The sequence below is a fragment of the Shewanella sp. MF05913 genome, assembly GCF_059758095.1.
This window is the reverse complement of sequence record NZ_JCAYNT010000003.1, coordinates 252,527-278,406: the sequence shown is the minus strand read 5'-3', so window position 1 is coordinate 278,406 and position 25,880 is coordinate 252,527. Positions and strand designations below refer to the sequence as shown.

Sequence of the window (25,880 nt, the reverse complement as noted above, 5' to 3'; positions counted from 1 at the left end):
TGTAAAGATTACATTTAGTCTGTAACAAAAAAGCCGAATAACTTGTGAGTTACTCGGCTTTTAAATAACGATGATATATGCACTAACAGGCGGTGATTACGGTTTTAAAATCACTTTTACCGTAGCATCAACATCTGCTTCGTCAATATAACCAATCGCATTAGGATTGCTGGCAATTGCTGATTTCATCGCAGCTGCGCTAGGCACCGTCGCCGGTGGGTTACCTTTACCGGTAAAGACCTGTTTTGACCAAAATGCTTTAAGCTGAGCATCTGATTTACCGGTAACGGCTTGGTGAAATGCACTGCGTGTAGCGTTGCCTTCTTCAAGCTCATAAACCACAACAGATGAATCGCCTTTACCTAAAAAGGCTTTTTTTGCATCACTTGCCGACATATCGCCAGAAGTGCTGTTACCAATAACCACTACGGCAGCGTTTGCTGAAACAATAGCTGACAAACTTAGTGCTAATACACTGAATAACGTTTTCATTTCGACACTCCTTAGAATACTGCGTCAAACTTCACGGTGTAGATTAAGGTGTCATCGTAAGTGAATTTACCTGTTGTTGTGTCCATGCTGTTGTTAAGGAAACCACCAGAGGTGTCACCAAAATCATCAGCATAAGTGACGTCAAATTTAACCGCGACGTTATCGATTGCGTCCCAACGTAAACCTAGGCTGTATGCCATACGCTCAGCATTAAAGGCAACCATTTGAATTGCTGCGGCTTGAGATAGTGGTAAACGCTCGTCATTGTCTTGAGTTTTCAAGTAGGCGACAGTCACATAAGGCGTAAACTCTTTAATGCGGTAACCTAATGTTAAATAACCAGAATCACTATCAGGGTAGGCTCCATCAACTTCAATACGAGTCAATTCTGTCACTGCGATGACTTCACCGTTATCATAACTTGCGCCGACACCCACGAAGGTACCTTTGTCGTCATTGAGTTCTAAGACTGTGTAGCCTGATTCACTTTTAACGCTACCATCAAACTTTGCTTGACCATATACCGCACGTAAAGTCCATGTTTCATCTGTCCAGCTGACGTTTGCACCCATTAAATTACTGACATCAGTGCCAGTCGCTTTAACTTTCGATTCGCCGCCAAACATTTGCATTGTTAGGGTTGAGTCATCATAGTCGACATCATATGATGCACCCGCACCTGTGTATGACGAGAACGGCACTGCGCCATAAACTTCTTCTGGTGGGCGTGCAAAAGGTTGTGCATATCCCACATCTAAGTAGTCTGAATACATGAATAAAGGTACGCGCAGTTTACCACCACGGAGCTTAATGCCATTTTCAAAACGGTGTGCTAAATAAGCCCATTCTGCTTCTACTTCCCAGTCATATTCGCCACGCATCATTAACTGTAAAACAGCTTGAGTGCGGTCAGAAATATCGAATGTGGCTTGTAAGCCCACTTTGCTGTCTTCACTGAAGTTTGCACTTGAATCAGCACTGTTGTAGCCAACGTCATTGTCTGAGCTAATATAAGCACCACTGATAAAACCATTAAGTTTCACTTTATCTTTTAGGCTTGCATTTTGCTGTGATTGTAACGCTTGAACTTGCTGTTCTAACTTGGCGATTTTCGCATCTGCTGCGTCGTCAGCTAGGGCAATACTCGGCGCCATTGCAATCGAAATTGCGACAGGCAACGCTTTCAAATTAAATTTCATATTGTCACTCCTGGTTATTACTCATCATTCGCCCAAAGGCTCATTTTTATAATAGATATTGCCGATACAATTTACTCAAACCTTAAATTGGTTTGTAATAGATTGCAGTTTTTCACTTATGTTTTGAATATCAACGCTTATTCCGCCCATATCCGTTGTTGTAGCCCTGACTTTTTGCGCACTGCTTTCCATCTCTGCCACATATTGTTGAATTAATACTGACGTATTGTGCTGCTCTTCTGTGGCAGCGGCAATTTGGTCATTAACCTCTGCAATTGCACTGACTTTATTGGTAATACTGGTTAAGGCATCACCCGCAGAGGACGTTGATTGAACGCCTTTGTCTGCCGTTTCAATACCGCGTTGCATCGCATCAACCGCTTGTTTAGAGGTGGTTGTTAGTTCTTTTAACACTTTTTGAATTTCTTGAGTCGATGTTTGTGTCCGTGAGGCGAGTGTTCTCACTTCATCAGCGACAACAGCAAACCCCCGGCCATGCTCACCGGCTCTTGCTGCTTCAATTGCCGCATTTAATGCCAATAAGTTAGTTTGGTCAGCAATACTGCGTATGGTGTCAAGGATGCCATTGACCTTATGAGTAAAGGCATCTAATTGATTTACCACAACCGCAGTGGTTTGTACTTCTTCAGCTAAGGTTTTTATCGTGTCTACGGCTTCATTTACAATCACAAAGCCTTTCTTCGCTTCAGTATTGGCATTTTCAGCCTCTAATGCTGCACTTGATGCATACTCTGCAATATGAGTAACACTGACAAACATCTCTTTCATCGCATGAGAAATTTGTTCAATTGCCGCATTCTGGTGTTCAACATTGAGTTCACTTTGCTGACTGCCGTTTAATAAACCGAGTGCCACTTCATTTAAGTGTTCTGTTGTGTGCTTTGTATCGGCAAAAGATGATTGAAGTTTAGTAATAAATTGATTAAACCAATAAACAAGTTCTGCTATTTCATCTTTGCCTTGATATTGTATCCGTGAGCGTAAATCACCTTCACCTTCAGAGATGTTTCTCAGTGATTGAGTCACATTATCGATTGTACTGATAATAGAGCTATTGACTAATAATCCGAACCCAATCATGACCACCGTCGCGACAATGCCAATGATTAACACACTGTTTTCCGCTTGTTCTGTTCGGGTTATCGTGGTCTGGATCTGTTGTTCAAATTGCTCAGAATAGGCTTGTTTTTTCTCTGCAAACTGCTTAAGTAAAGATTGATAACGTTTGGCGTTATCAGCCGCTTGAACTTGTATTTTACTAAAGTCGACATCATCTTTAATAAACTCAGCGGCCAAACTTCTGGCGTTTTCATGATACAAGGCTAATTCACGCTTTTGCTGTTGCACATAGCTAACCTCTGTTGGTAGTAATACCGCCAACTCGGTCAAATTGTCGGTAATGTGTTTAACCATGGTTGCCGCAATATCTAAACTGTCTTCTTCGCCTGTGGTAATGGCTGACTGAATAGTTTGATCTAACTGTAGTAATAAGCCTTGGTTAATCGTCGCTAAATTGAGCGCGGGGTAAAGTTGATTTTGAAGTCCGTTTAACCGTTGTGCATTGTCTTCACCCGTTTGGTTGTTAATGATTAATGAAATCACGAACGACACAATGGCGACAAATGTTAGCAGGGCAATTCTGTGCCTGATTTTTAAATTAGTTAGCTGCATGGCGCCCTTTTCGTAGTAAGTTGATAACCAGTTAATAATAACATTATAAATTTAATGATTAAATTGCTAATAAAAACGGATGCTTATTAGCAAACTGTTGATTGTGTAAAGTATGGCCAGTTATTGCGTTAAAGCAATATAGGATGCGTTTGAAAATTAATTTTTTAATATAAATATTAGCATTAGATTTTTCTAATGCCATGAAAGTCTAATGTTTTATTGTGATTTAATAATAAACAGTTGTTTTGTTTTTTTAAAGTGATGTTTACATTTGAGATGGCTAGAACTAGAAGTGTAATAAAATTTATTTACAATTTTTTTGTCAGTTTATGCGTTATCAATGAAGAGTCGGCGTTTAGTTATAACGTTTAGTTTGCACCTCATTATTTTTAAATCTGAATAATTAATAAAGGCGACTTTACATTAAAGTCGCCTTTACGTTACGTGCTGATTGAGTTTAGCGGTTAGTGTTAATGACCGACAGCGGCAGAACCTGCTCGGCGAGGATCAGATGCGCCGAAAACACCTTGTTCAGTGACCATAATCGATTGCGTGCTGCCAATAGATTCTTGGGTTTTCACCTGGTGACCTTTGGCTTCAAGTAGCGAGATGGTATCGCGGTTTAGCGTATGCTCGGCCCAAATAAAGTCTGGCTGCCATTGATGGTGGATTCGAGCTGCCGCAGTGGCTTCGGCAATATTCAACTTATGGTCAATGACATTCATGATGATTTGCAAGGTGATGTTGATAATGCGCGAGCCGCCTGGACTGCCTGTGACGATAAAGGGTTTACCGTCTTTCATGACAATCGTTGGGCTCATCGAACTTAATGGTCGCTTATTACCTTGAACCGCATTTGCATCGCCACCGATTAAGCCATAACCGTTAGGTGTACCGGGTTTAACTGAAAAGTCATCCATTTCATTGTTAAGTAAAATGCCCGTGCCTTGTGCCACTAGGCCAGAACCGTAACTAAAATTAAGGGTATAAGTATTTGCCACCGCGTTACCCCATTGGTCGACAACAGAGTAATGCGTAGTTTGGTCGCTTTCATAACCGGCAAGTTTACCGGGTTTTATTTCACTGCTTGGGGTGGTTTTATTAATAGCGATTTTATCTGAAATCGTTTTAGCGTATTCGCGGCTAATTAATTGTTCTACAGGCACCGTAATAAAATCTGGGTCTCCTAAAAATTCACTGCGGTCGGCATAGGCATACTTCATGGTTTCTGCCATAAGGTGTAGCGTATTTGCCGTATTGTGTCCTAACTGATCAATGGGGAATTTTTCGAGGACATTGAGCATTTCAATAATGTGGATCCCCCCAGATGACGGTGGCGGCATAGAAACGATTTCGTAACCACGATAATGACCACGCACCGGTTCACGTTCAACCACTTTGTAGTTTGCTAAATCTTGCAAGCTCATCACGCCGCCTGCATCTTGAACTGCTGCTACAATCTTGTTCGCTGTTTCACCCTGGTAGAATCCTTTACTGCCTTTGTCTGCAATAAGTGATAACGAATGAGCTAAGTCTGGCTGTTTTAAGATTTCGCTTACTTGATAGTCGCTACCATCGGCGTGATAGAAAATTTTAGCAGAGCTCGGCCATTGAGTAATGCGTGATTTTAAGCCACTTAATGAATTCGATAAATCTGAAGTGACGACAATGCCATCTTTAGCTAACTTTATCGCAGGCGCGATAACTTGTTTTAAATTCATGGTGCCGTATTTTGCTAACGCAAGCTCCATACCCATAACGGTACCCGGGACGCCTACTGCTAAACCATGCTCACGGCTAAGTTTGTCGACGGCATTTCCTTTTTCGTCTAAAAAGATATCTTTATGGGCTTTACTTGGCGCGGTTTCACGGTAATCGATAGCAATGGTTTTATTTTGCTCTGCTAAATGTACTAACATAAAACCGCCTCCACCGATGTTGCCCGCTCTGGGGAGTGTAACGGCGAGGGCATAACCCACTGCAACAGCTGCATCAACGGCATTGCCGCCTTGCTTTAAAATATCGACACCAATTTTGCTTGCAATCGCTTCTTGGCTTGAGACCATGCCATGTTTGGCATAAATTGGCTGCGCGGTCGCCATTTCGCTGAAAATAGAGATATCATTGGCATAAGATGGGGCGCTGTGTAAGGCCGGATAGCACAATGAGACTGATAATGCTGCGCTAAGTAATAATGGTTTCAGTTTAGGGAGTCGGCTCACGATCATTCCTTGGTGTTTATTTATTTGATTATGTTGTTGAAGATGCCACATGATAGCGGCAATTGGTATGAGATTTTAAATAGAACGATTAAACATTTACAGGTGGGTATTGAGTGGAACAAACCAGGGCGCTAGTTTATCAATTCAGATTTATTAATACTATTAGTGAGATAAAAAAATCCGATTGGAATGATTACTTTGGAATCACTCATCCATTTACACGTCATGAATATTTATCCGCATTAGAATTAAGCCACTGTGTGAGTGTAAAAACTGGCTGGCAACCACAGCATTTAGTGATAAGTCAGGATGATACATTTATTGCGTTGATGCCGATGTACATTAAAACGCACTCTTGGGGAGAGTATGTGTTTGATTGGGCTTGGGCGGAAGCTTATGAGCGAAATCAATTAGACTATTACCCTAAATTAGTCAGCAGTATCCCCTTTACACCAACAACCGGACAACGTATTGGCTTTGCGCCATCGCTAAGTGAAGCTGAAAAACAATGTGTGATTGCCCAAGCGAGCCTGTTTATTCGCCAGCAGCTTGTTGAGCGTAATTGCTCATCTTGGCATGGATTATTTAGCCCGCAATCACAACATGAACAGTGGGGGAATACAGACGTCATTCAACGTCTTGGTTGTCAATTTCATTGGCGTAATCAAGCCTATAGCGATTTTAATGACTTTCTGGCGAGCATGAGTTCTAGAAAACGTAAAAACATCATTAAAGAACGAGCTCAAATTCAGCAAGCCGCGTTGCGCTTTACCTTTATTGATGGCGATAAAGCCACTGTAGAGCAATGGCAAGGATTTGTGCAATGTTATCAACGGACTTATTTGAAACGCTCTGGCCATCAAGGCTATTTGTCGGCTGATTTCTTTTCATTAATCGCCAGAACTATGGGCGAATCAATTCGGTTGTTATTGATTGAGAATAGCGATAATCAACTTGTGGCATCCGCGCTTTATTTTGTCTCAGACAGCCATTTATACGGTCGTTATTGGGGGGCGTTAAACGAGTTTGATGGTTTGCACTTTGAGGCTTGTTATTATCAAGGCATCGAATATGCCATTGCGAATCAATTAAGTGTATTTGACGCAGGCGCGCAAGGTGAGCATAAAGTAGCCAGAGGATTTTATCCTGTTGCCACTTATTCAAGCCATATTATTAAGCACCAAGGCTTTAGTGAGGCCATTGCTGATTTTTGTGGACAAGAACAGCAGCACATTAAACTTTATATGCAGCAGATGACTGAGCAATTACCCTACAAGGTGAGTGATCAGTAAGAGCTGCAACAAGTCTGGCTCTACAGAAGCAATAGCTTCAGTCAGGTCATCTAACAAGAAGGGCGTAGGTTTTTGGTATTAATCCAGTGCGAGCCACACACCTACAAGCATCATCAAGCTGCCGGCGATACGGTTCATCCAACGGATATTATCGCCGCGGCTTAAAAACAGCCGTAAGCTTTTACCGCCACTGGCATAGGCTAGCATCGACACGCTTTCGGTTATCATGATAATACCCAGTAACACACCCAGCTGTGGACCAACAGGGTTATCGACATTAATAAACGGTGGCAATAGTGAAATCATGAACGCCCAGCCCTTAGGGTTGGCAATGGCGGTGATAAACCCTTGGCTTATCAGGCTTGCGCGGCGGGTATTGACTTGTGCATTGTCGATGACCGCCATTTTACCTTTCGCGCGCCACATATTAATGCCAATATACACAAGATAGGCGCCGCCGACCCATTTGAGTAAATCAAATACCTGTGGGTAATTGAGCATAATGCTGGCAACGCCTAACACCGCGGCTATCGCAACCAATGCTACGCCAACAAGCTCACCTAACATCATCCATAATGTTTTACGTACTCCAATGCTCATGCCCAGTGTCATGGCTAAGGTCATGCACATTCCTGGGGTGATAGAGACAAAAAAGAACGTGGGTATAAATACGGCTAGTACGGCGTAATCAGGCATGACTCGAGTCTTTAATAAACAATTTAGAGGGCTGAGTGTAATGGCCTAAAATGATAAAAACCAGCAATTTGCTGGTTTTTATGTATCAGATTATATTGATTGCTTACAGCACGCCGCGTTTCATTTGGTCGCGTTCAATTGATTCAAATAACGCTGTAAAGTTACCTTCGCCAAAGCCAAGGTTATTTTTACGTTGAATAATCTCAATGAAGATAGGGCCGAACAGATTTTTGGTGAAAATCTGTAATAAATAGCCGTCATCATCGCCATCAACCAAAATTTGGTGATGTTTAATGCGATCATGATCTTCGGTGACTTGTGGTAGCTTCTCAAAAATGGTGTCGTAATATTCAGGAATAATATCCAGCGTTTTAATCGATGTACCTTCCATTGCATCTAATGACGCCACGATATCACGGCTTCTAAAGGCTAAATGCTGTACACCAGGGCCGTTATATTCCCCCAAATATTCATCAATTTGATTTTTATCGTTGCCTTTACCTTCGTTAATCGGGATGCAAAAACTGCCATCTGGCGAACGTAATGCATAAGAGACCAATGCGGTTTGCGCACCGCTAATGTCAAAGTAGCGTACTTCGGTAAAACCAAAAATATCCTTATAAAAATTCGCCCATTTCTCCATTGTGCCTTTGTAGACATTGTTGGTTAGGTGGTCGACTTCCATAAAGCCTTTTTCCGGCGTGACAATTGGTTGCTCTAAATCGACAAAATCGGTTTGATAGATATTGTTTTGCTCGCCAAAGGTGTCGATAAAATAAATTAAGCTGTCGCCAATACCGTAAATGGCTGGGTAGGGCATGTCTTTGTTTGCATCATCTGCAGGTTTAGCGCCGCGATTAACCGCTTCTGTGAACGCAAAGTCAGCATCTTCAACACGCCAACCCATCGAGCAAATTGCTGGGCCGTGCGATTTAGCAAACTCAGCAGAAAAGCCTGAGCGGCCTTTATTTAACAAAAAGTTAATGTCGTTTTGTTGGTAATAAACGATGTCGTTGTTTTTTGCTTTTTTTAACATCGAAAAACCAAAATCAATAAAGACCTGGTGCATATATTCTGTATCTGGGCTGGCAAATTCAGTAAATTCGATGCCTAAAAGTCCCAGTGGATTAAGTTCGCTAGCCATTTTGTTTTCCTTTATGTTATGTCAACACGCCATCACTCTTTGGTGACTTTGGTTAAATATAAACGTGGTCTTAGTTTTCTAACCAAGAGCGGTTGTAATCATCACTCATGCAATTTTTTACATGAGTTGTTAAGTTAAGTGGGTTGAAGGTATCTACCATCACCGCATATTCGTAAGTTTCTGTTTTACCAATCGAGGCTTCGGTGCGGCCAGGTTGTGGACCATGCGGAACCCCTTTTTGATGCAACGTCATGTAGCCTGCTTCAATCCCGGTACGGCTCATAAAGTCGCCGTCGACGTAATAAAGCACTTCATCGCTGTCGATATTGTTGTGGTAATAAGGTGCAGGAATCGACTTTGGGTGGAAATCGTAAGGGCGCGGCACAAAATTACAAATCACGAAATTGTGTGCGCTAAAGACTAAATGCTCAGATGGCGGTAAATGAATTTTGCCAACTTTAGGTGCATACTCGCTAATGTTAAACGCCCATGGATACACACAACCGTCCCAACCGACTAAATCAAATGGATGCCATTGCAACATCATTTGTTGATAGCGATCGCCAAACTTACACACTAAAGCAAACTCGCCTTTTTCAACAACTGCATCGGTTAAGGTTGGGGTGCGAATATCACGTTCGCAATAAGGCGCAGATTCAAGCATTTGGCCGTATTCATTTCTAAAGTGTTTTGGCACTTCCACCATTGACGATGATTCAATCACAAACAAGCGCACGTTTTGATAATCGTTAAAGGTTAATTGGTATGTGGTACCGCGGGGAATAATCAAGTAATCCCACTTTTTGGTGTTAATAACGCCGTACTCGCTTAACAGTTGGCCTTCACCCTCGTGGATAAAGACCACTTCATCAGCATAAGCATTGCGGTAAAACTCAGTTGTGGGCTCAGTGACCTTGGCGGTGTACATCGCCACATCGTTATTGAAAAAGATTTTATTACGGGCACTAAAAAAGTTGCCTTGGTCATCGGCTTGGCGCGAATCCAATTTATAGTTTTGAATTAAAGGATCTTGCCATTGCTCACCGTGCCCTAACGTATAAGGCTTAACATCAATCGCCTTTGTTGGCATATTGTGGTGATACTTGTTGGAATAAATATTTGAAAAACCGTGAGTTGAAAATAACTCTTCGCGATAAAGTTCACCATTGTCTTTTTCAAAGGCGATATGACGCTTAGTCGGAATGTGTCCTTGCTTAACATAGAATGGCATTTGATATTCCTATGGTTAATCGACTGCGTGTGACGCGGCTGAATATTGATTATTGTTATGGCCTAATCGCACTGGGCAAACCAATATGTGATCTTATTAACAATTTAGTGGTAAAGATCCACAAAAAAAAGAATAATAAAAAGCTTATCTCAATCAAATTAATAGATGGTTACGTTAGCTTTACACAAGTGTATTGATAACAAGACACTGGATCGGCTATGCGAATTGATATTGATGCGTTTAATGTACTGCAAGTCCTTGTTGAAGAAGGAAGTTTTTCTAAAGCGTCGGAGCGATTACATAAGGCTCAGTCTGCAGTGAGCTACCAAGTAAAAAAATTAGAACAACATTTAGGGGTGACTTTATTTAATCGTGATCATTACCGCGCAGAGTTAACGCCGGAGGGAAAGGTGATTTTGGCTGAAGGCCAGCGTTTATTGCAGCACTTGGCTAACATAGAACATCTTGCCAGCAGATTCAGTCAAGGCTGGGAACCCAAGCTTGAACTGGTGATTGATGGTGCTCTGCCCATGGAGCCCATCATGAGTGCTTTAAAGCTGATGTCTGAACATAACATTCCCACTAAAATCCAGTTAAATATGGAGTTTTTAGGCGGGGTGCAACATCGGTTTGAGCGCGATCAAGCAGATTTAATGCTAGTTAAAGATTATCGAACGGGACCGTCTTATCTCCCTAAACCGTTACCGACTATCACCAGTGTGCTGGTGGCTTCACCCATGCATCCTTTGAGTCAATTGCACAACATCAGCCTACCTGAATTACAACAGCATGTTGAGCTCACCATTGAAGATTCCTCTCCGAGTAAACGAGCACGTGATGAAATGCAATTTGGCGGTGATAAAGTGTTTTATCTCTCTGGCTTTATTATGAAAAAGAATGCCTTATTAAAAGGCTTGGGTTTTGGCTGGATGCCTGATTTTTTGATCACAGAAGAACTCGCTAACGGTCAATTAACGCAAGTGGATTTTATTGGTGGTAACCGATTTAGCTTCACGCCACAATTAGTGTCAACGCTAGAGCGGCCATTAGGCCGAGCAGGGCAATTATTTACCGAACTTATTTTGCAAGAATTTGCCCTGTATCAACAGCAACAAACTGGCTTTAGTGGTACAGGTTTAGGTTAACTGGTATTAACAATAATCACTTAGACATATTATGTCACAAAGTTGGCGTGGGAAAAGTGGTTACATCTTGTTAACCTAAATATAAGGCACAGCAAAGATAAATATAAACGAGTAACATTCATTTTTAAGGAGCAAAAAATGACCAGAAAATGTCACGAAGTCGACTACGAAATTATTGGGTCCAGTATGCAGTTGGTCGAAATAGAATTAGATCCTAATGAAGCCGTGGTTGCTGAAGCTGGGGCAATGACATACCTAGAAGAAGATATCTCATTTGAAGCGAAAATGGGTGATGGCTCAGAACCGGAGTCTGGCTTTTTTGGTAAATTATTGGGTGCAGGCAAGCGTGCTATTTCAGGTGAGGGGATCTTTATGACTCACTTTACCAATGAAGGTAATCGTAAACGTAAGGCTGCATTTTCAGCGCCATTTCCTGGCACAATATTGGCTATCGATCTTGCTGAACATAATGGCGAACTTATATGCCAAAAAGACAGTTTTTTAGCGGCAGCGTTGGGCACCCAGGTTACGATGAAGTTTAATAAACGCCTTGGAGTCGGCTTTTTTGGCGGTGAAGGCTTTATTTTGCAAAGCCTTAAAGGTGACGGTATGGCGTTTGTGCATGCTGGCGGCACCTTAATCAAAAAAGAACTGCGCGGTGAAACATTACGTGTCGATACAGGGTGTTTAGTGGGCTTTACCCCAGGGATTGATTACGACATTCAACGAGCAGGCTCACTTAAATCAATGGTGTTTGGTGGTGAGGGGTTATTTTTAGCGACCCTGCAAGGACATGGCACGGTATGGCTTCAAAGCTTACCATTTTCTCGCATGGCAGATCGTATTATTGCTCACGCACCTTCTAGTGGCGGCAAAGACCAAGGTGAAGGCTCGGTGTTAGGTGGCATTGGACGCTTGATTAACTAACAGTTGATTGTATGTGAATTAATTAAAAAAGGTGACTGAATTTAGTCACCTTTTTTATTTATCTCTGCTTTTGGTTAATGGCGTTATTTGGCCGTTTGGCCGAGCTTAACTATGTGCTCAAATTCAAGGGCTGTGACTGGTTGCACACTTAACCGAGCACCTTTGGTCACTAACACCATGTGTTGTAATGCAGGGTCACTTTTGAGTTGGCTTAGCGGAACTAATTGCTCGAGTTTATGTGTAAACTGAATATCGACTTGCCACCAACGTGGTTTACTTGGGTCTGACTTAGGGTCAAAGTAGCGAGATTGAGGATCAAATGCACTCGCATCAAGTTGCGGTTGGCTGACAACGCTGGCAATCCCAACAACACCTGGTACTTTACAGCTAGAATGATAGAACAAAACACTGTCACCCGCATTTATGTCATCACGAATAAAATTTCGTGCTTGATAATTACGGATCCCTTGCCATGACATTGTATGGTTTGGACTATCACGTAAGTCATCAATACTGATGTCATCGGGTTCAGACTTCATTAACCAATATTTCATGCATTACTCTTTTGTATTTATTATTGGGTATATATTATCATCCACACAGTAAAAAGCCGACAACATGATGTTATCGGCTCTATGGTAAACGTCAGTTTATACTGGTTTTGTTACAACTGTTTGGCCAATTGGCGTTAGGCTTAACAGTGCTAACTTAATGTGTTGTATCGCAAATGGAATGCCAATAATGGTCACAAAGCAGGCCAGGGCATGGGCTAAATGACCAATCGCTAACCATATACCAAAGAACAAGAACCAAATGACATTACCGATTAAGCCAAAGCTACCTGTGCCGAGATCTTCATTACCCGTTAAGTGTTTACGATTCACACTTTCTTGGCCGAATGGCCAAAATGCCATTTCGCCAATCACGAAACACGCACGGCCAAATGGAATACCAATAATACTGATAAAGCACAACAGCCCAGCAAGCCACCAGGCCAAGCCCATCACAAAACCGCCTAAAACAAACCAAGCAATATTAAACAGCAAACGTAAAAGAGACATTGTTATTCCTTATTAGAAGCTAATGTACATAACCTGTACTAATTGCTCTTTACTAAGCGATTTTCATGCCAAAGTTTTAAGTGTATGCTTTTAATGGGTTTTTATGATTCTTTAGCGTTGTTTTAGATTGGCTATAGTGAAAAAAACAAATCAAACGGTGAGTTTTATCATTTTTTGGTTAAAATACTCATCTTAATGATTTTGAGATTGATCATGTTTACGACAAGCCCTGTACAGCAGATGTTATTTGAACAAAGACGTATTTTTGTGAAACGTGATGACTTATTGCATCCCGATTTTAGCGGTAATAAGGCGCGCAAGTTTTATCATTTTTTATCGCAAGATTATTCTCATGTTACTCATCTGGTTGGATCTGGCTCTGCTCAAGCAAACTCGTTATATTCAATGTCTGTATTAGCTAAGCAACGAGGTTGGCAATTTGATTATTACGTGAGTCACGTAAACGACTTTATTATTCATCACCCAAAAGGTAATTATGCTGCGGCAATCGCGAATGGTGCCAATATTATTGATGTCAGCAAACTGAAACAGGCTGATCAATATCAACAGATGCATTTAGATGACGTCGTAAAACAAATACTAGAGTCCAACAACTCGCAGTTTTGTTCACTGTTACACATTCCTGAAGGTGGACGCTGCGAATATGCTGAAGCAGGTTTGGCGATATTAGCCAACGAGATCATCGATTGGGCTCTATTAAATAACATCAGTGAATTAAAAGTATTTTTACCCTCTGGTACAGGAACAACTGCCGCGTATTTAAATAAGCAACTCATACAGCAATTAGCCTGTATTGATGCAACCCAACTCAATATTGAGGTGATAACCTGCAGTACTGTAGGCGGCGATGGCTACTTAACAGAGCAATTTTCACAATTAGTCGACAAGGTGTATTTTCCGACAGTAGTCAATGATGGCCATAAATATCATTTTGGTAAACTCACTCGGCGCTGTTTTGATATGTGGCAAACGGTGTGTGAGTCTGGCATTGAGTTTGAGTTACTCTATGATCCTGTTGGATTTTTAGTGCTAAAAGATTACTTAGCTAAGCACCCGCAGTGGCAAGGCGATATTGTGTATTTACATCAAGGTGGGGTATTGGGGAATCAAACGATGCTACCAAGATATCAACGTAAATTTGCAAAATAACGATAACTAAACGCAAAAATGTAATGAGTTTTCTAATGAAAAAACTTATTGAGATATCAATGGAGTGTTGTAAAGGTTAATTCATTTTGCTCTGTTTTAATAAACATCGGTAAGTGAGAGGAGAATACCGAGAAATGAGTTTATTAAATAACAGAGCAAATGATTAACGCGAGGCGTTAGGGGTATTACTTACTTGCAGATATTAACCATTTCATGAAGTTTATTGCTTCAATACGCTTTGAAAAGGTTTTTTTGTTTTTACCTAGGCTGTCGGTAAAAGCAATTGAATTTTTGTTTGACGAAATTGAATTAACTGGAAAGCTAACTGAAATTTCATGTCCATTTATGTTGTATGACATATGTCACATTCCTTATTTGTGCTTATCACCCTTGGGTGAAAAAATTGTTCAATATAATATCCTTGGCATTTTTTAGTGGTGCGAAAGATTAACTTGTCGAGATTTAACTTAACCTATTCTGAACTCACTAATCAAGTGTTGTTTTATAAATAGTTGATTAAGATAATAAAACCTAATCACTATTGTTTATACTTTTCACTTAACGGAGTAAGTTGAACATAATTATATGACAGTGTTATGACGGATAACGTTTGTTGATAATGTTCATACAAACATTGGCCATGTCATGGTCAATAAAAATGAGCAGAAGCTTGTCTTGGGTTTACGAAGGAAGTTGAGCAGACTTACAGGTAGGTACCAAAATTAACAAGATTTTTAAATCTGTATGGATTCTATACTCACTTTTCATTTATAGCAACAACGTTTTTCATAAAAAAAACAAATAACATGCATTTTTTGCTTGATTACCGCTATAAATATTATATTTCCAATCGGTTTTTATTTTAAGTTGATGATTTAAATCGCGATAATATTATTATCGCGATTTACAGCAAAACCTAATTAATAAAGTAACTCACCAATAGGATTGAGTAACTTACTGATGCCTTTTGTAAAGTACAGTGGCGCATCTACGATTGTGTAACATAAACAACCTTCAGTTGTTTTAGGTGAATGCTCGTGGTCTTGGTCAAGCAACATAAAGTCACCCGGTTTGTAAGTGTTGTAGCAATCACTAAACTCACCTGCTAACAATAACGTTAACTCAGAACCTTTATGGGTGTGATCCGGTATTTCACCGTTTGCCGCTATGTGCAACAAGCTTGCTCTTGCTTGTGGTTCACCCGTGTCTAAACGTAAGCGGCTCACTTTACCTATGCCTTGCCATGAAGCATTAATTTGCTTTTTAAACACACGCGGTAAAGGATAATGCTGACCTTTAATGGTGACACTGTTGTCGATTGTCTCAGGCTGTGATGTAGCCTTACTATCAACACTATCAACACTATCAACACTATCAACACTATCATCGGTGTCTAATGCATCGAGTGTTGATGACAAAAATTGGCTGAGTAAATCGTCGAACTCAACGTGTTGTTCCGCTGCGGTTGTATTTTTGACATCACCTTGCTCAAACTGCTGCTCAGACAACGCAATTGTCATTTGATCTAGCTGTTGTTGGCAATGCGGACAAAATTCTGCATGTGCTGCGATGGCAATTGACATTGACAGAGGCAACTCACCTTTAGCGTGGAGAGACAGCAAATGCTGATCTGGGTGGTAATTAATCATAATGTTTCTCCATAAAGCTTTTTAACTTTTCTAAGCCGAGTCTAAGTCGGGATTTAACTGTTCCGATAGGAATGTTCAGTTTGTCTGCCAACTCTTGTTGTGTCAGCTCTTGCATGTAAATACCTTGAACCACCTGGCGTTGTAATGGCGGTAATTCTTCAACATGTTGCAGTAAGCTTGCTGATAATAAAAAGTCATCATCATTATTTTCTGCATCATCTGATTCAAATAATGGCCAAATGTCATCACCAAATGCATCTTCACGGTTGTGTTGTACTTTACGAAGCATGTCAAAACACTGATTACGCATAACGGTGAATACCCAAGTGCTAACCGCAGCTTTGTCTGCATTGTACAAATGCGCTTTGGTCCACACGCGAGACATGGTTTCTTGTACCAAATCCATTGCTAAACCTTGCTGGCTTAAACGCTGGACCCCAAAAGAGTTTATTTTGGGCGCGAAATGCGAAAAAAGTTTGGCAAATGATGTTTTGCAGCGGTTGTTTGCAACCTGCATCATAAGTTGAGCAAGCTCGTCTGCTAGCGGATTAGGTTCGTCTGATTTCATAGCACCATTTCGTTGATTAGAGGATCTTTGTGCAAGATTTCCCTTATCATAACGAGTTTGTGCGCTTTGTGATTGAACATTTTCCATTTTTTTCACTCGCATCCAATAAATCACTATTGAGCATATGTGTATATGCCATTTATGCAGCTACTAAAACTGCTGCACAGGGTAGTTGATCAAGTCATTATTGAGTTATACGGCTGGTGTAGATTAACGGATCATAAAATGTGATTATTTTATAACGTCGAATAAAAAAGATTTAGCCAATAGGTGGTCGTGACTATTAATGCACTGGTATTTTTCCTTGGCACTCAATGGAATAATCTCTAACCATCGTTGGCATACCCATGAAATGTCGTTAAAGTCGTTTTCACTGTAATGGGCTAAATGTTGTGGGTATTGTTGCAGCAGCTGTTTTAATGTTTTGCTGAGATACTGATCTTTTTTACGTTCATTGAGTTTAATGTGTGGCTGAGCAGGGTGCGCTTCAATGATATTGCTTGGCCACCCATCAATGAGCGTTACCTCAGCACGTTTTAAGCCATCACTTTCTTCTGTAATGTTATTTATGGTGAAGGTTTGCTTACCTTGAACACTTATGCCTAATAAGCCATCTTCTAACGTTTCAAAATCGATAATGTGTGTCAGAGTGCCTATTGGCATGATGGTTTTTTTGTCGTCAGATAACATGCACAGCCCAAAACCCTGGCCACTTTTTAGCGACTCAGACACCAATCGTTTGTATCTGGCTTCAAAAATCCGCAGTTGCGTATACCCTTGTGGGAGTAGGCAAATCGGTAAAGGAAAAATTGGGATAATCATTACAACCTCTGGATTGTGTATTACGGTGCATCTGCTTAACTATACGCTTGCTGAGTTATTGTTGATCACCTTGATTAACCCAAATGAGTTTATCTTCACTTATCGCCAATGCGTTAAGCTTAGTGATAAAGCGCTGCTTAATAACCGGGTCAATGGTGGCGGTGCGCGATAAAATCCATGCATAGTCATTATTAGGACCGATCACCAATGAATCTGTATATTGCCCTTGGTCATTTTGTACAATATCGTGTATTTGGTATGCGCCGTAAAATGGGCCAAAGAAGGAGACCTTGAGTAAACCTTGATTGCTGCCGTTAATAAAATAAGCTTTACCTTCAGCTTGATCCCATTGTTGTTTATCTTGTTTGAATCCTTTATTGATGACCACCACTTTGTCGCCGTCAACACTGTATTGCGCAGTGACATTTGACATATTGCGTTCAAATGAATGATCTAAACGGGCGATTTCATACCAGGTGCCTAAATATTGATTTAGCTCAAACGGCTTGACCACATCGACAGGTTTATCAATTATTGTGCAGGCCGATAGCCCAAACACTGACAGTGCAAGTAAAGGCATTTTTATCATCTGATTTAATCGTTTTTTCATTGTCGACTCCGTTTTATAAAACTATATCGATTATTATTTACTATACGACTTAGAACATTAGATTGATCTTCAATTAACCGGTTTAATCCTTTTTTGTCGGTTCCATCATGCTTACTACGTCCTTTTGTCTGCGTTTTTTAGTATAATTAACTCGATTGTTATTTTCAGTAGGTGGATGGCTTTATGAGAAAAGTGCTCGATACGGTAGATCAACGCACCAAGTTAGTCGGTGAAAACCGTTTAGAACTGTTGTTATTTCGCATTAGCTCTACGCAATTATTCGCAATTAATGTGTTTAAAGTAAAAGAAGTGGTTAAGTTACCCACTATTAATACTTTTCCCGGCAGCAATGCCAATATTTATGGCGTCGCGAATATTAGAGGCACATCAATTCCAGTGATTAATTTGCGTGAAGCGATCGGTTATTCGCCAAGGCCGATTACTGAAGACAGTAATTTGATTATTACAGAGTACAATCGCAGCGTGCAGGCTTTTTTGGTCGGTAAAGTTGAGCATATTATCAATATGACTTGGAGCGACATTATGCCGCCACCAAAAACATCGGGTGGACATAATTACCTCACTGCAATTACGAAAATTGAGCAAGATGGGCTCACTCAATTAGTGTCCATTATTGATGTTGAGAAGGTACTTGCAGAGATTATTGATTACGATGTTAGCTTATCTGACGGGGTGTTAGATGAAGCATTAGCGGGGAAAATGCACGGTCGTAAAGTGCTAATTGTCGATGACTCGTCTACGGCGCGTAAGCAAGTTCGTGATACGTTAACACCATTAGGCATCGAGATTGTTGAGGCATCAGATGGCTTACAGGCATTACAGCTTCTGCAACGCTGGGCTGATAATGGCAAGCATGTGGCAGATGAATTATTGATGATGATTACCGATGCCGAAATGCCCGAAATGGATGGTTATAAGCTCACTGCGGAAGTGCGTGCTGATCCGCGTTTGGCATCGTTATTTATTACGTTAAATACGTCACTCAGTGGCAGTTTTAATAAAGCCATGGTTGAAAAGGTGGGCTGTAACGAGTTTATCTCTAAGTTTCAGCCAGATTTGTTAGTGGGGGTGGTGCAAGACCGGCTGCGTGCTATTTTGTCGGTATAGATCACTAACTATGATTCCCAACGGATTACGGCAGAAACTTATCTGCCGTTTGCGCGTCGCACTCGTGCCACGTTATGTCTGGTCATTGTCTTCGATTAGCTCATCAATAATTCTACGTTGATGTTCGCGAGTGATACCAATATTGAGCCTAGCGACTTTAATCGCATGGCCAAATTTAGCTTTACCAAGTAACGTCACCAATTGTTTCAGAAAGTTTGGGTCAAGTGATAATGTATTACTGTAATGCTCAATTGCTTTTGGTAATGATGTGAAGGCGACGTCGTCAAACTCAAATCCACGTTGATAATGACCACTTTCACCATCGAGTAGTACTCCTTCTACACTTAATGGCCAACCTTTAGCGTTAATACGTCCTTGCGCTATTTGGTACATCATCCATGCACTTTTTTTAAAGCCACCAAAGATTTTGCACTCAAATTCAGACTCTTGTAATTCTTGCTCTGTCCAATTAATGCCAATGGCTAAATCTTTGCGGTAAAGGTGCATTAGCTGATCTTTAACGGCATCGCGGCAATCCCAAATCGAGGTCAATGGGTTCTTCTTCGCTAAGCCTAAGCACTCTTTACAAGCCGGTACCGCAAGAGAGGGGTGCGGTGTGTGGGTCATTCGATAATAATCAAAAATTTGATCACTCGGTTCTGCGCAAAACCAACATGTGTGGCGCTGTTCAAAAGGAATATCAATTAATGTTGGCATAGGCTTGCACGCTTTAAGTAGTGAGTGGAGAGCTTAAAATAAAAAAGCCGCTCATAAAGAGCAGCTTAAGTGATGTCGATTCAAAAAAGTTATTCTTTTTCGAAGTCGACTAATTCTTTTGCCAAAATGATTGGATCAATTTCTTCGCATTCTTGATCGGCTTCCCAATCAATACCGATAAGTACACCATCGTCATTTAAATCGCCAACCCAGTACTCTAAAAACTCATTTAGGGTAATGGTAACCGCTTTATAATCTGCCCATTCTTCAGTGCAATGACTGGTCGCGGCAGCTTCGCTTGACCATAAAGGCATCACGTCGGTTTCTTCAAATTCAGATGAGTCACATACTACCCAGCCTTCACCTGTTTCATCTTGTAAGCCCCATAAGACTTGGTGTTGTTTTACGTTTTCGATAAAGCCGATTAGTGCGGGAGTTTGTTCGGTCATGATAAGTCGCTTCAATGAGTGAGAATTAACCTCATTATACGTACTCACAAAATAAGGAAAAGGCTTAATTAATGACAATGTTGTTAATGCTGATTCTTTATACCAATTGGGTGATTAAAATGGTCGGTTTTGAATAAATAAACAGGGATTAATGCTAACAGGTCTTGTTTCCTGGGAAGCGATGCGTCACGATATTCGTCATTCATTTGTGATAAGTAAGTGTTTTCATGACCCATAAAAGCCGTTTTTCAGTGTTTGTTGCTTCCATGTTTGTTTCAAGCACCTTATTAAGTGCTTGCGCGGTATCCGCCTCCCCAGAACCTGTTGTGATTGTTCCGCCTGAGCCTGTACAAGCTGATTTTGCCACTTGTGTAATTAATTTGCAGCAAAAGGCCAAGGCGGCTGGGATATCACAACATATCATCGACACGACTGTTGCTCATTTAAAGTATGTGCCTCGAGTGATAGAACTCGATAATCAACAACCCGAGTTTACGACCTCGTTTGGCGATTACTTTGAGAAACGGGTCACAACTTGGCGCGTTGATCAAGGTCGAAAAATGATGGCAAAGCATCAAGTATTATTGGCTAACTTAACCAAAGAATATGGTGTCCCTGGGCAGTACATAGTCGCTTTTTGGGGCTTAGAAACAAACTTTGGCAGTTATAAAGGCAGTATGCCGGTTCTTGACTCGCTCGCGACATTAGGTTGCGATCCTCGTCGCAGTGATTATTTTACTGGCGAGTTAATACAAGCATTAAAGTTAAAACAGCAATATAACTTCGCTGATAATAAAATGGTTGGTTCGTGGGCCGGAGCCATGGGGCATACTCAATTTATGCCGACTAATTACCGTAAGTATGCTGTTGATGGCGACGGTGATGGTGTTGCAGACCTATGGAACAGTGAAGCTGATGCGCTCACATCGGCAGCTAATTTTTTACAACACTTAGGGTGGAAAGCGGATCAACGTTGGGGCCGTGAAGTTCTTATTCCTCAAGATTATGCCTTTGAGTATTTAGGCAGTAAATCAGTATTACCGTTAACACAATGGAGTGCCTTAAACATAAAGCAGACCAATGGCCAGCCAATAGCCACTGCAGATATGCAAGCTGCATTGTATTTACCTGCAGGACACACTGGGCCAGCGTTTTTAGGTTATGACAACTTTAATGTGATTATGCGTTGGAATCGATCTGAATTTTATGCCATTTCAGTGGGGCATTTGGCTGATCGTATTAATGGTTCACCAGAATTAACTCGTGCCGTTCCCAAACAGCCAAGATTGAGCCGCGAAATCGTAAAACAACTCCAGCAAAAGTTGAATGATGCCGGATTTGATGTGGGTAAACCGGATGGTATTTTTGGACGTAACTCTGCATTAGGTTTGCAAGGATATCAAAAGCAACATGGCTTGATTGCTGACGGATTTCCAGATGTCGATACCTTTAAACGTCTTGGTATTACGCTATAACATTGACTTTTTTGTGGCTGCTTTGGCGGCCTTTTGATAAGCTTCGGCAAAATTTTAGCGTTAAGGAATAAAAATGAGCATTAAAGACGATATGGTTGTGCAGTTTAATTACTCACTGCGTGACGAGAAAGGCGAAGTGATTGAGTCAAATGAAGGCCGCGAGCCGATTGCCTACTTACATGGCCATGACAACATGATGCCTGGTATCGAAGATGCCATAAACGGTAAAGAAATTGGTGAGAAGTTTACCATTACACCAGCAGCAGCAGACACTTATGGTGAACGCCAACAAGATGCTGAGCAGCGTGTATCTGTAAAACATTTAGTGGGCGCTAAAGTATGGAAACCCGGCATGGCAGCAGTGGTCAACACTGAACAAGGTCAACGTCAGGTTACCATCATCAAAGTCGGTAAGTTTATGGCGACTGTGGATGTTAACCACCCTTTAGCGGGTCGTGAATTAACATTCGACATTGAAATTGTTGGTGCTCGTGATGCTTCAGACGAAGAAATCGCACATGGTCATGCCCATGGCGCTGGTGGTCATCACCATTAAGTAATATTGTTATTTACTCTGAAATCCCAAGTGAATCACTTGGGATTTTTATTTGGGTAACAGTATGATGACTTAAGTATTTTTAACGCTATTAAAAGGGAAGGTCATGGTTATTGATTTTTCAATCGGCAAGCTCATTGTTACCATCAATGAAATCCAGTGTCGTTTTCATGACAATCATATTGTATTAACCGCTTCTGTTGACGACATCAGTTGTTTTCATCAAGGTCTGGTTATTGCCGCTGATGGTGGCACTGTGCGTTGGAGCATTAAGCTCGACAATGCGACACAATTAGAGCAAGTGCTCAATTGCACCGGTATTCAAGCTCAGTAAGCTTAAGCTAATAACCTCAAATCTGTTTGCAAATGGATTGGAATGATATGCTTAATGCACATCTTGAATTAATCTGTTTAAGTATAGTGACTGTTGGTTTTTGAGGCGTAGAGTCAAAATCAACAGGCTCTCGCGAGCGGTTAGTTCTTTGAATCAAGTTTTTGATATAAATAAGGTCAATTTGATGTCTTCATTAGAAAAAATTGTAATCGAACCACAAACAACGGCTACAGCATGTGTTATTTGGCTTCATGGCTTAGGTGATTCTGGCGCAGGTTTTGCGCCTGTAGTTCCGGTGTTAGGCTTACCTGCAAATCACAGTATTCGTTTTATTTTTCCTCACGCACCCGAGCAAGCTGTGACGATTAATGGTGGCTATGTGATGCGTTCTTGGTACGACATCAAAAGCATGGATTTACATGACAGAGCAGATATTCAAGGGGTATTGAGCTCTGAGCAAGCCGTGCAACAATTGATTAATGAGCAAATAGAGAATGGCATCAGTGCGGGTAAGATTATCTTGGCAGGATTTAGCCAAGGCGGAGTAATGAGTTTATTCACGGGCTTACGTTTTACTCAAAAACTGGCGGGTATTATGGCACTCTCTTGTTATTTACCTGGTGGCGAACATTTACCTGAACAACTTGCAGATGAAAACCGGACAACACCTATTTTGCAACATCACGGTGAACAAGATGATGTTGTGCCATTGTTTGCAGGGAAAATGGCAAATGATGCGTTAATAGCCGCTAATTATCAGACAAATTGGCGCACTTATCCTATGGCTCACAGTGTTTTACCTAGCCAACTTGCTGATATCGGTCAATGGATACAACACGTGTTGAAATAAAAGCTTCACACTATTGTTTTTTATTCAGGACAATGGTGTTGGTGGTGAGCTTTCAAAAAGGTAAGTAATTTTAGTGGCTTAGCAGTTTATCTGTTAGAGCCATTTTTTTTACTTGTTTTTAACATGTTTGTTAACAAGCTGACTGTTTTCAAGAGAGAATTGTTGTCTATTTAAGTTATTGTTATTAGTGTATTAAAAATCACATTTTGTCATAAAAATGAAATCAAAAACCGTCAATCTTTGTTAAGATTGCAATGTTTTAAATTGGATCTGTTTTATTTAGTACAAATTTTGCTCACAAGATGTCTGTGATTATTGGCAAAGGAATATAGTCATTTTACGGATACATTTAGAGTAATTACTTGGTGGATTCATAAAGACGCATCATAAATAACAAATAATGGGGTTTTACATGAACAAAACAATGTTTAAAGGGATATTAGCAACAGCGATTATCGTTGCGTTAACTGGTTGTAATGATAGTAATGACAACAATGATACAAGCTCATTTAATCTACGTATTGCACACATTAACGATACTCACTCTAGTTTTGATCCAACATCGTTAGATTTTACCGCAAAAGTTAATTCTGAAGATATGAGTATAAATACCTCTGCTGGTGGTTATCCTCGTGTTGCTACTGCTTTAAAAGACGCAAGAGAAGTCGCTGCAGATGCCAATATTCCTTTTCTAGCTCTACACGGTGGGGATGCATTCCAAGGATCGTTGTATTTTAATGTATTAAAAGGTGCAGGTAATGCAACTTTATTACGTGAAATGAACATTGATGCCATGACCATTGGTAATCATGAGTTTGACTTAGGTAATGGGCCTCTCATTGAATTTGTAAATAAAGTTAACTTCCCGATTCTAGCTGCAAACTTAGATTCAAGCGCTGACTCACAAATGTCTGGCTTAACTAATATCAAGCCGTACATTATTAAAGAATTTGGCGATGTTAAAGTCGGCATTTTCGGTCTTGTCTTGGAAGATATGAAATCTATTTCTTCACCTGGTGATGAGTTAACCTTTAATAGTGAAGTCGAGACAGCTCAAGCTACTGTTGATGCACTAAAAGAAATGGGTGTAGATAAAGTCGTAATGGTTAGTCATATCGGCTTAGATAGAGACATTCGAATAGCTGAAAGCGTTAACGGTGTAGATGTGATTGTTGGTGGTCATTCTCATACATTACTTGGCGATTTTACAAACCTTGGTAAAGGTATCGGTTCTAATATTGCTGGTTATGCAGAGATGATAACTAATCCTAATGGCACTTCTAAAACTTGTATCGTGCAAGCTGGTGCGGTTGCTGAAGCCGTTGGTTTAGTTGATGTTACATTTGATGACGGTGAAATTGCTAATTGTGCAGGTAATAACACACTGTTAATTGGTGATAACTTTAAACATAAATATAATGAAGATAATGAGTTATTAACTGAATCAGATCAGGCCGCAGTTGTTGCATTTGTCGGCGAGCAAAATAATATTGCGATAACCGAAGAAGACGCTTTATTACGTAGTATTATTGATATCGACTACAAACCATTAATAGAGCAGTTCCAAGGTAAAATCATTGGACAAGTGTTTGATGCTAATGACCCTGTTGATACCGGTATGCTAGATCATGTCCGTCAACCAGGAGTTAAGCGTAATGGCGCTTCATTGCCAATCACAGGCTCTGAAGCTGGTGCTCAAGTTGCAGCATCTATGGTTTGGAAGTTAAATCAACACGGTTATGGTGTTGATATGGCAATTACCAACACCGGTGGTGTACGTGACGACATCAAAAATGAAGATGGCAATTTAACAGCGGGTTATATTATTGGTTCACTGCTATATTTCAGTAATGAGTTAGCTATTGTTGAATTAATGGGTAGTGATGTAACTCAACTACTTGAAGACACAATTAATTACTCTTTAACGACTTCTTCAGGTTCGTTCCCAACATTTGCCAATGTTAAATTTACTTTCAATGGTAAGGCTGTTGTTGGTGAACAGATTGAAGATTTGCAAGTATGCCCTGAAGGTGTTGCTGCTGGTAACTGTGCTGATATCGCTCCAGATATGTCATACAAGATTGCAACTAATGCTTATATCGCTGGCGGCAAAGATGGGTATGATATTTTCGATACTAAGAAGCTTTCTCCGGTAATAAAATCAGGATTTATTGATAATGAGTCTATGATTGAATACGTAGAAGCCTTAACTATGGCAGGCCAAAAAGTAGAAGAAATTCCAACAGGATTAACTTTTATTGCGCCTACTAGTTTTGAAGTTAAATTAGATTCTCCAGTAATTAAACCAGAAGATAACCAATAATCAATATCATAATAAGTGATGTTGATTAAATAATTTTCTATAATAAAAAAGCAGCTCTGGCTGCTTTTTTTATTTTAAGAATATAGTTTAATTATCTACATTGAATATTTATTAGATATTAAAATAAT

At 40.5% G+C, this 25,880-nt stretch carries 25 protein-coding genes; 10 read left to right on the top strand and 15 right to left on the bottom strand.

From position 1 onward, the window contains the following. Positions 1 to 96: 96 nt before the first annotated feature. The 4 genes from AC19MV_RS06935 to ggt all read right to left on the bottom strand — a co-directional run bounded on the left by AC19MV_RS06935 (position 97) and on the right by ggt (position 5,611). Positions 97 to 492, bottom strand: coding sequence for a type 2 periplasmic-binding domain-containing protein (locus AC19MV_RS06935; RefSeq protein ID WP_498306599.1), 396 nt, complete (start codon positions 490 to 492; stop codon positions 97 to 99). An 11-nt stretch (positions 493 to 503) separates the two neighbouring features. After that, positions 504 to 1,691: a porin family protein gene (locus AC19MV_RS06930; protein ID WP_498297792.1), complete on the bottom strand. Its 1,188-nt coding sequence runs from the start codon at positions 1,689 to 1,691 to the stop codon at positions 504 to 506. A 75-nt stretch (positions 1,692 to 1,766) separates the two neighbouring features. Continuing rightward, the gene (locus AC19MV_RS06925; protein ID WP_498306597.1) at positions 1,767 to 3,383 is read right to left on the bottom strand and encodes a methyl-accepting chemotaxis protein; all 1,617 of its coding nucleotides are present in this window, start codon (positions 3,381 to 3,383) and stop codon (positions 1,767 to 1,769) included. Between the two features lie 470 nt (positions 3,384 to 3,853). Then, a complete protein-coding gene (ggt, locus tag AC19MV_RS06920; protein WP_498306649.1) occupies positions 3,854 to 5,611 on the bottom strand; it encodes a gamma-glutamyltransferase in 1,758 nt (585 codons plus the stop codon). A 107-nt stretch (positions 5,612 to 5,718) separates the two neighbouring features. On the opposite strand from ggt, the gene AC19MV_RS06915 reads away from it, so the two are divergent. Beyond that, positions 5,719 to 6,897 (top strand): GNAT family N-acetyltransferase, encoded by a 1,179-nt coding sequence (locus AC19MV_RS06915; protein ID WP_498306595.1) that lies wholly within the window; start codon positions 5,719 to 5,721, stop codon positions 6,895 to 6,897. A gap of 78 nt (positions 6,898 to 6,975) precedes the next feature. On the opposite strand, the gene AC19MV_RS06910 is transcribed toward AC19MV_RS06915, so the two are convergent. From AC19MV_RS06910 to AC19MV_RS06900, 3 genes are all read right to left on the bottom strand, one after another. Beyond that, positions 6,976 to 7,593, bottom strand: a complete 618-nt coding sequence (locus tag AC19MV_RS06910) for a LysE family translocator (RefSeq protein ID WP_160052958.1) — start codon at positions 7,591 to 7,593, stop codon at positions 6,976 to 6,978. A gap of 103 nt (positions 7,594 to 7,696) precedes the next feature. After that, on the bottom strand, positions 7,697 to 8,737 hold the full coding sequence (gene hppD / locus AC19MV_RS06905; RefSeq protein ID WP_498297785.1) for a 4-hydroxyphenylpyruvate dioxygenase: 1,041 nt from the start codon (positions 8,735 to 8,737) through the stop codon (positions 7,697 to 7,699). A gap of 70 nt (positions 8,738 to 8,807) precedes the next feature. After that, positions 8,808 to 9,968, bottom strand: a complete 1,161-nt coding sequence (locus AC19MV_RS06900) for a homogentisate 1,2-dioxygenase (RefSeq protein ID WP_498306593.1) — start codon at positions 9,966 to 9,968, stop codon at positions 8,808 to 8,810. 218 nt (positions 9,969 to 10,186) lie between these two features. Here AC19MV_RS06900 and AC19MV_RS06895 point away from each other — a divergent pair, with 218 nt between their 5' ends. Both AC19MV_RS06895 and AC19MV_RS06890 read left to right on the top strand, forming a co-directional pair. Next, entirely contained in the window at positions 10,187 to 11,113 is a 927-nt protein-coding gene (locus AC19MV_RS06895; protein ID WP_498297781.1) for a LysR family transcriptional regulator, read from the top strand. Positions 11,114 to 11,251: 138 nt separating this feature from the next. Next, on the top strand, positions 11,252 to 12,040 hold the full coding sequence (locus AC19MV_RS06890; protein WP_498306591.1) for a TIGR00266 family protein: 789 nt from the start codon (positions 11,252 to 11,254) through the stop codon (positions 12,038 to 12,040). A gap of 83 nt (positions 12,041 to 12,123) precedes the next feature. Here the strand turns inward: AC19MV_RS06890 and AC19MV_RS06885 are convergent, their stop codons facing one another. Then, positions 12,124 to 12,594 (bottom strand): EVE domain-containing protein, encoded by a 471-nt coding sequence (locus tag AC19MV_RS06885; protein WP_498306589.1) that lies wholly within the window; start codon positions 12,592 to 12,594, stop codon positions 12,124 to 12,126. A 96-nt stretch (positions 12,595 to 12,690) separates the two neighbouring features. Further along, entirely contained in the window at positions 12,691 to 13,101 is a 411-nt protein-coding gene (locus tag AC19MV_RS06880; protein ID WP_498297775.1) for a YccF domain-containing protein, read from the bottom strand. A gap of 213 nt (positions 13,102 to 13,314) precedes the next feature. On the opposite strand from AC19MV_RS06880, the gene AC19MV_RS06875 reads away from it, so the two are divergent. Next, the gene (locus AC19MV_RS06875; RefSeq protein WP_498306587.1) at positions 13,315 to 14,271 is read left to right on the top strand and encodes a 1-aminocyclopropane-1-carboxylate deaminase/D-cysteine desulfhydrase; all 957 of its coding nucleotides are present in this window, start codon (positions 13,315 to 13,317) and stop codon (positions 14,269 to 14,271) included. A gap of 920 nt (positions 14,272 to 15,191) precedes the next feature. Here the strand turns inward: AC19MV_RS06875 and AC19MV_RS06870 are convergent. The 4 genes from AC19MV_RS06870 to AC19MV_RS06855 form a co-directional block, all read right to left on the bottom strand. Next, a complete protein-coding gene (locus AC19MV_RS06870) occupies positions 15,192 to 15,920 on the bottom strand; it encodes a ChrR family anti-sigma-E factor (protein WP_498306585.1) in 729 nt (242 codons plus the stop codon). Further along, positions 15,913 to 16,575 (bottom strand): sigma-70 family RNA polymerase sigma factor, encoded by a 663-nt coding sequence (locus AC19MV_RS06865; protein ID WP_432404888.1) that lies wholly within the window; start codon positions 16,573 to 16,575, stop codon positions 15,913 to 15,915. Before AC19MV_RS06865 ends, AC19MV_RS06870 begins: the two co-directional genes overlap by 8 nt. 144 nt (positions 16,576 to 16,719) lie before the next feature. After that, the gene (locus tag AC19MV_RS06860) at positions 16,720 to 17,310 is read right to left on the bottom strand and encodes an LON peptidase substrate-binding domain-containing protein (RefSeq protein WP_498306584.1); all 591 of its coding nucleotides are present in this window, start codon (positions 17,308 to 17,310) and stop codon (positions 16,720 to 16,722) included. A gap of 55 nt (positions 17,311 to 17,365) precedes the next feature. After that, positions 17,366 to 17,920 carry a lipocalin family protein gene (locus AC19MV_RS06855; RefSeq protein ID WP_498306582.1) on the bottom strand — a complete coding sequence of 185 codons (555 nt, stop codon included), beginning with the start codon at positions 17,918 to 17,920 and terminating at the stop codon, positions 17,366 to 17,368. Between the two features lie 183 nt (positions 17,921 to 18,103). Here AC19MV_RS06855 and AC19MV_RS06850 point away from each other — a divergent pair, with 183 nt between their 5' ends. Next, positions 18,104 to 19,048: a chemotaxis protein CheV gene (locus tag AC19MV_RS06850; protein ID WP_498306580.1), complete on the top strand. Its 945-nt coding sequence runs from the start codon at positions 18,104 to 18,106 to the stop codon at positions 19,046 to 19,048. Positions 19,049 to 19,120: 72 nt separating this feature from the next. On the opposite strand, the gene AC19MV_RS06845 is transcribed toward AC19MV_RS06850, so the two are convergent. Both AC19MV_RS06845 and AC19MV_RS06840 read right to left on the bottom strand, forming a co-directional pair. Next, the gene (locus AC19MV_RS06845) at positions 19,121 to 19,765 is read right to left on the bottom strand and encodes a hypothetical protein (protein ID WP_498306579.1); all 645 of its coding nucleotides are present in this window, start codon (positions 19,763 to 19,765) and stop codon (positions 19,121 to 19,123) included. A gap of 89 nt (positions 19,766 to 19,854) precedes the next feature. Continuing rightward, positions 19,855 to 20,214, bottom strand: coding sequence for a DUF2750 domain-containing protein (locus AC19MV_RS06840; RefSeq protein ID WP_498306577.1), 360 nt, complete (start codon positions 20,212 to 20,214; stop codon positions 19,855 to 19,857). Positions 20,215 to 20,441: 227 nt separating this feature from the next. Between AC19MV_RS06840 and AC19MV_RS06835 the strand changes: the two genes are divergently transcribed. The 5 genes from AC19MV_RS06835 to AC19MV_RS06815 all read left to right on the top strand — a co-directional run bounded on the left by AC19MV_RS06835 (position 20,442) and on the right by AC19MV_RS06815 (position 25,752). Then, positions 20,442 to 21,689 carry a lytic murein transglycosylase gene (locus AC19MV_RS06835; protein ID WP_498306575.1) on the top strand — a complete coding sequence of 416 codons (1,248 nt, stop codon included), beginning with the start codon at positions 20,442 to 20,444 and terminating at the stop codon, positions 21,687 to 21,689. Positions 21,690 to 21,762: 73 nt separating this feature from the next. After that, on the top strand, positions 21,763 to 22,245 hold the full coding sequence (locus AC19MV_RS06830; RefSeq protein ID WP_432404826.1) for an FKBP-type peptidyl-prolyl cis-trans isomerase: 483 nt from the start codon (positions 21,763 to 21,765) through the stop codon (positions 22,243 to 22,245). 106 nt (positions 22,246 to 22,351) lie between these two features. Beyond that, positions 22,352 to 22,579: a DUF3389 family protein gene (locus AC19MV_RS06825; RefSeq protein ID WP_160052941.1), complete on the top strand. Its 228-nt coding sequence runs from the start codon at positions 22,352 to 22,354 to the stop codon at positions 22,577 to 22,579. 184 nt (positions 22,580 to 22,763) lie between these two features. After that, positions 22,764 to 23,429 carry an alpha/beta hydrolase gene (locus AC19MV_RS06820; RefSeq protein WP_498306573.1) on the top strand — a complete coding sequence of 222 codons (666 nt, stop codon included), beginning with the start codon at positions 22,764 to 22,766 and terminating at the stop codon, positions 23,427 to 23,429. Positions 23,430 to 23,841: 412 nt separating this feature from the next. Then, positions 23,842 to 25,752: a bifunctional metallophosphatase/5'-nucleotidase gene (locus AC19MV_RS06815; RefSeq protein ID WP_498306571.1), complete on the top strand. Its 1,911-nt coding sequence runs from the start codon at positions 23,842 to 23,844 to the stop codon at positions 25,750 to 25,752. Positions 25,753 to 25,880: the final 128 nt, after the last annotated feature.

What these genes read in the sequence shown, in the direction of transcription:
- AC19MV_RS06935 (WP_498306599.1), bottom strand. Translation starts at nt 492, where the DNA reads ATGAAAACGTTATTCAGTGTATTAGCACTAAGTTTGTCAGCTATTGTT.
- AC19MV_RS06930 (WP_498297792.1), bottom strand. Translation starts at nt 1,691, where the DNA reads ATGAAATTTAATTTGAAAGCGTTGCCTGTCGCAATTTCGATTGCAATG.
- AC19MV_RS06925 (WP_498306597.1), bottom strand. Translation starts at nt 3,383, where the DNA reads ATGCAGCTAACTAATTTAAAAATCAGGCACAGAATTGCCCTGCTAACA.
- ggt (WP_498306649.1), bottom strand. Translation starts at nt 5,611, where the DNA reads ATGATCGTGAGCCGACTCCCTAAACTGAAACCATTATTACTTAGCGCA.
- AC19MV_RS06910 (WP_160052958.1), bottom strand. Translation starts at nt 7,593, where the DNA reads ATGCCTGATTACGCCGTACTAGCCGTATTTATACCCACGTTCTTTTTT.
- hppD (WP_498297785.1), bottom strand. Translation starts at nt 8,737, where the DNA reads ATGGCTAGCGAACTTAATCCACTGGGACTTTTAGGCATCGAATTTACT.
- AC19MV_RS06900 (WP_498306593.1), bottom strand. Translation starts at nt 9,968, where the DNA reads ATGCCATTCTATGTTAAGCAAGGACACATTCCGACTAAGCGTCATATC.
- AC19MV_RS06895 (WP_498297781.1), top strand. Translation starts at nt 10,187, where the DNA reads ATGCGAATTGATATTGATGCGTTTAATGTACTGCAAGTCCTTGTTGAA.
- AC19MV_RS06890 (WP_498306591.1), top strand. Translation starts at nt 11,252, where the DNA reads ATGACCAGAAAATGTCACGAAGTCGACTACGAAATTATTGGGTCCAGT.
- AC19MV_RS06885 (WP_498306589.1), bottom strand. Translation starts at nt 12,594, where the DNA reads ATGAAATATTGGTTAATGAAGTCTGAACCCGATGACATCAGTATTGAT.
- AC19MV_RS06880 (WP_498297775.1), bottom strand. Translation starts at nt 13,101, where the DNA reads ATGTCTCTTTTACGTTTGCTGTTTAATATTGCTTGGTTTGTTTTAGGC.
- AC19MV_RS06875 (WP_498306587.1), top strand. Translation starts at nt 13,315, where the DNA reads ATGTTTACGACAAGCCCTGTACAGCAGATGTTATTTGAACAAAGACGT.
- AC19MV_RS06870 (WP_498306585.1), bottom strand. Translation starts at nt 15,920, where the DNA reads ATGATTAATTACCACCCAGATCAGCATTTGCTGTCTCTCCACGCTAAA.
- AC19MV_RS06865 (WP_432404888.1), bottom strand. Translation starts at nt 16,575, where the DNA reads ATGGAAAATGTTCAATCACAAAGCGCACAAACTCGTTATGATAAGGGA.
- AC19MV_RS06860 (WP_498306584.1), bottom strand. Translation starts at nt 17,310, where the DNA reads ATGATTATCCCAATTTTTCCTTTACCGATTTGCCTACTCCCACAAGGG.
- AC19MV_RS06855 (WP_498306582.1), bottom strand. Translation starts at nt 17,920, where the DNA reads ATGAAAAAACGATTAAATCAGATGATAAAAATGCCTTTACTTGCACTG.
- AC19MV_RS06850 (WP_498306580.1), top strand. Translation starts at nt 18,104, where the DNA reads ATGAGAAAAGTGCTCGATACGGTAGATCAACGCACCAAGTTAGTCGGT.
- AC19MV_RS06845 (WP_498306579.1), bottom strand. Translation starts at nt 19,765, where the DNA reads ATGCCAACATTAATTGATATTCCTTTTGAACAGCGCCACACATGTTGG.
- AC19MV_RS06840 (WP_498306577.1), bottom strand. Translation starts at nt 20,214, where the DNA reads ATGACCGAACAAACTCCCGCACTAATCGGCTTTATCGAAAACGTAAAA.
- AC19MV_RS06835 (WP_498306575.1), top strand. Translation starts at nt 20,442, where the DNA reads ATGACCCATAAAAGCCGTTTTTCAGTGTTTGTTGCTTCCATGTTTGTT.
- AC19MV_RS06830 (WP_432404826.1), top strand. Translation starts at nt 21,763, where the DNA reads ATGAGCATTAAAGACGATATGGTTGTGCAGTTTAATTACTCACTGCGT.
- AC19MV_RS06825 (WP_160052941.1), top strand. Translation starts at nt 22,352, where the DNA reads ATGGTTATTGATTTTTCAATCGGCAAGCTCATTGTTACCATCAATGAA.
- AC19MV_RS06820 (WP_498306573.1), top strand. Translation starts at nt 22,764, where the DNA reads ATGTCTTCATTAGAAAAAATTGTAATCGAACCACAAACAACGGCTACA.
- AC19MV_RS06815 (WP_498306571.1), top strand. Translation starts at nt 23,842, where the DNA reads ATGAACAAAACAATGTTTAAAGGGATATTAGCAACAGCGATTATCGTT.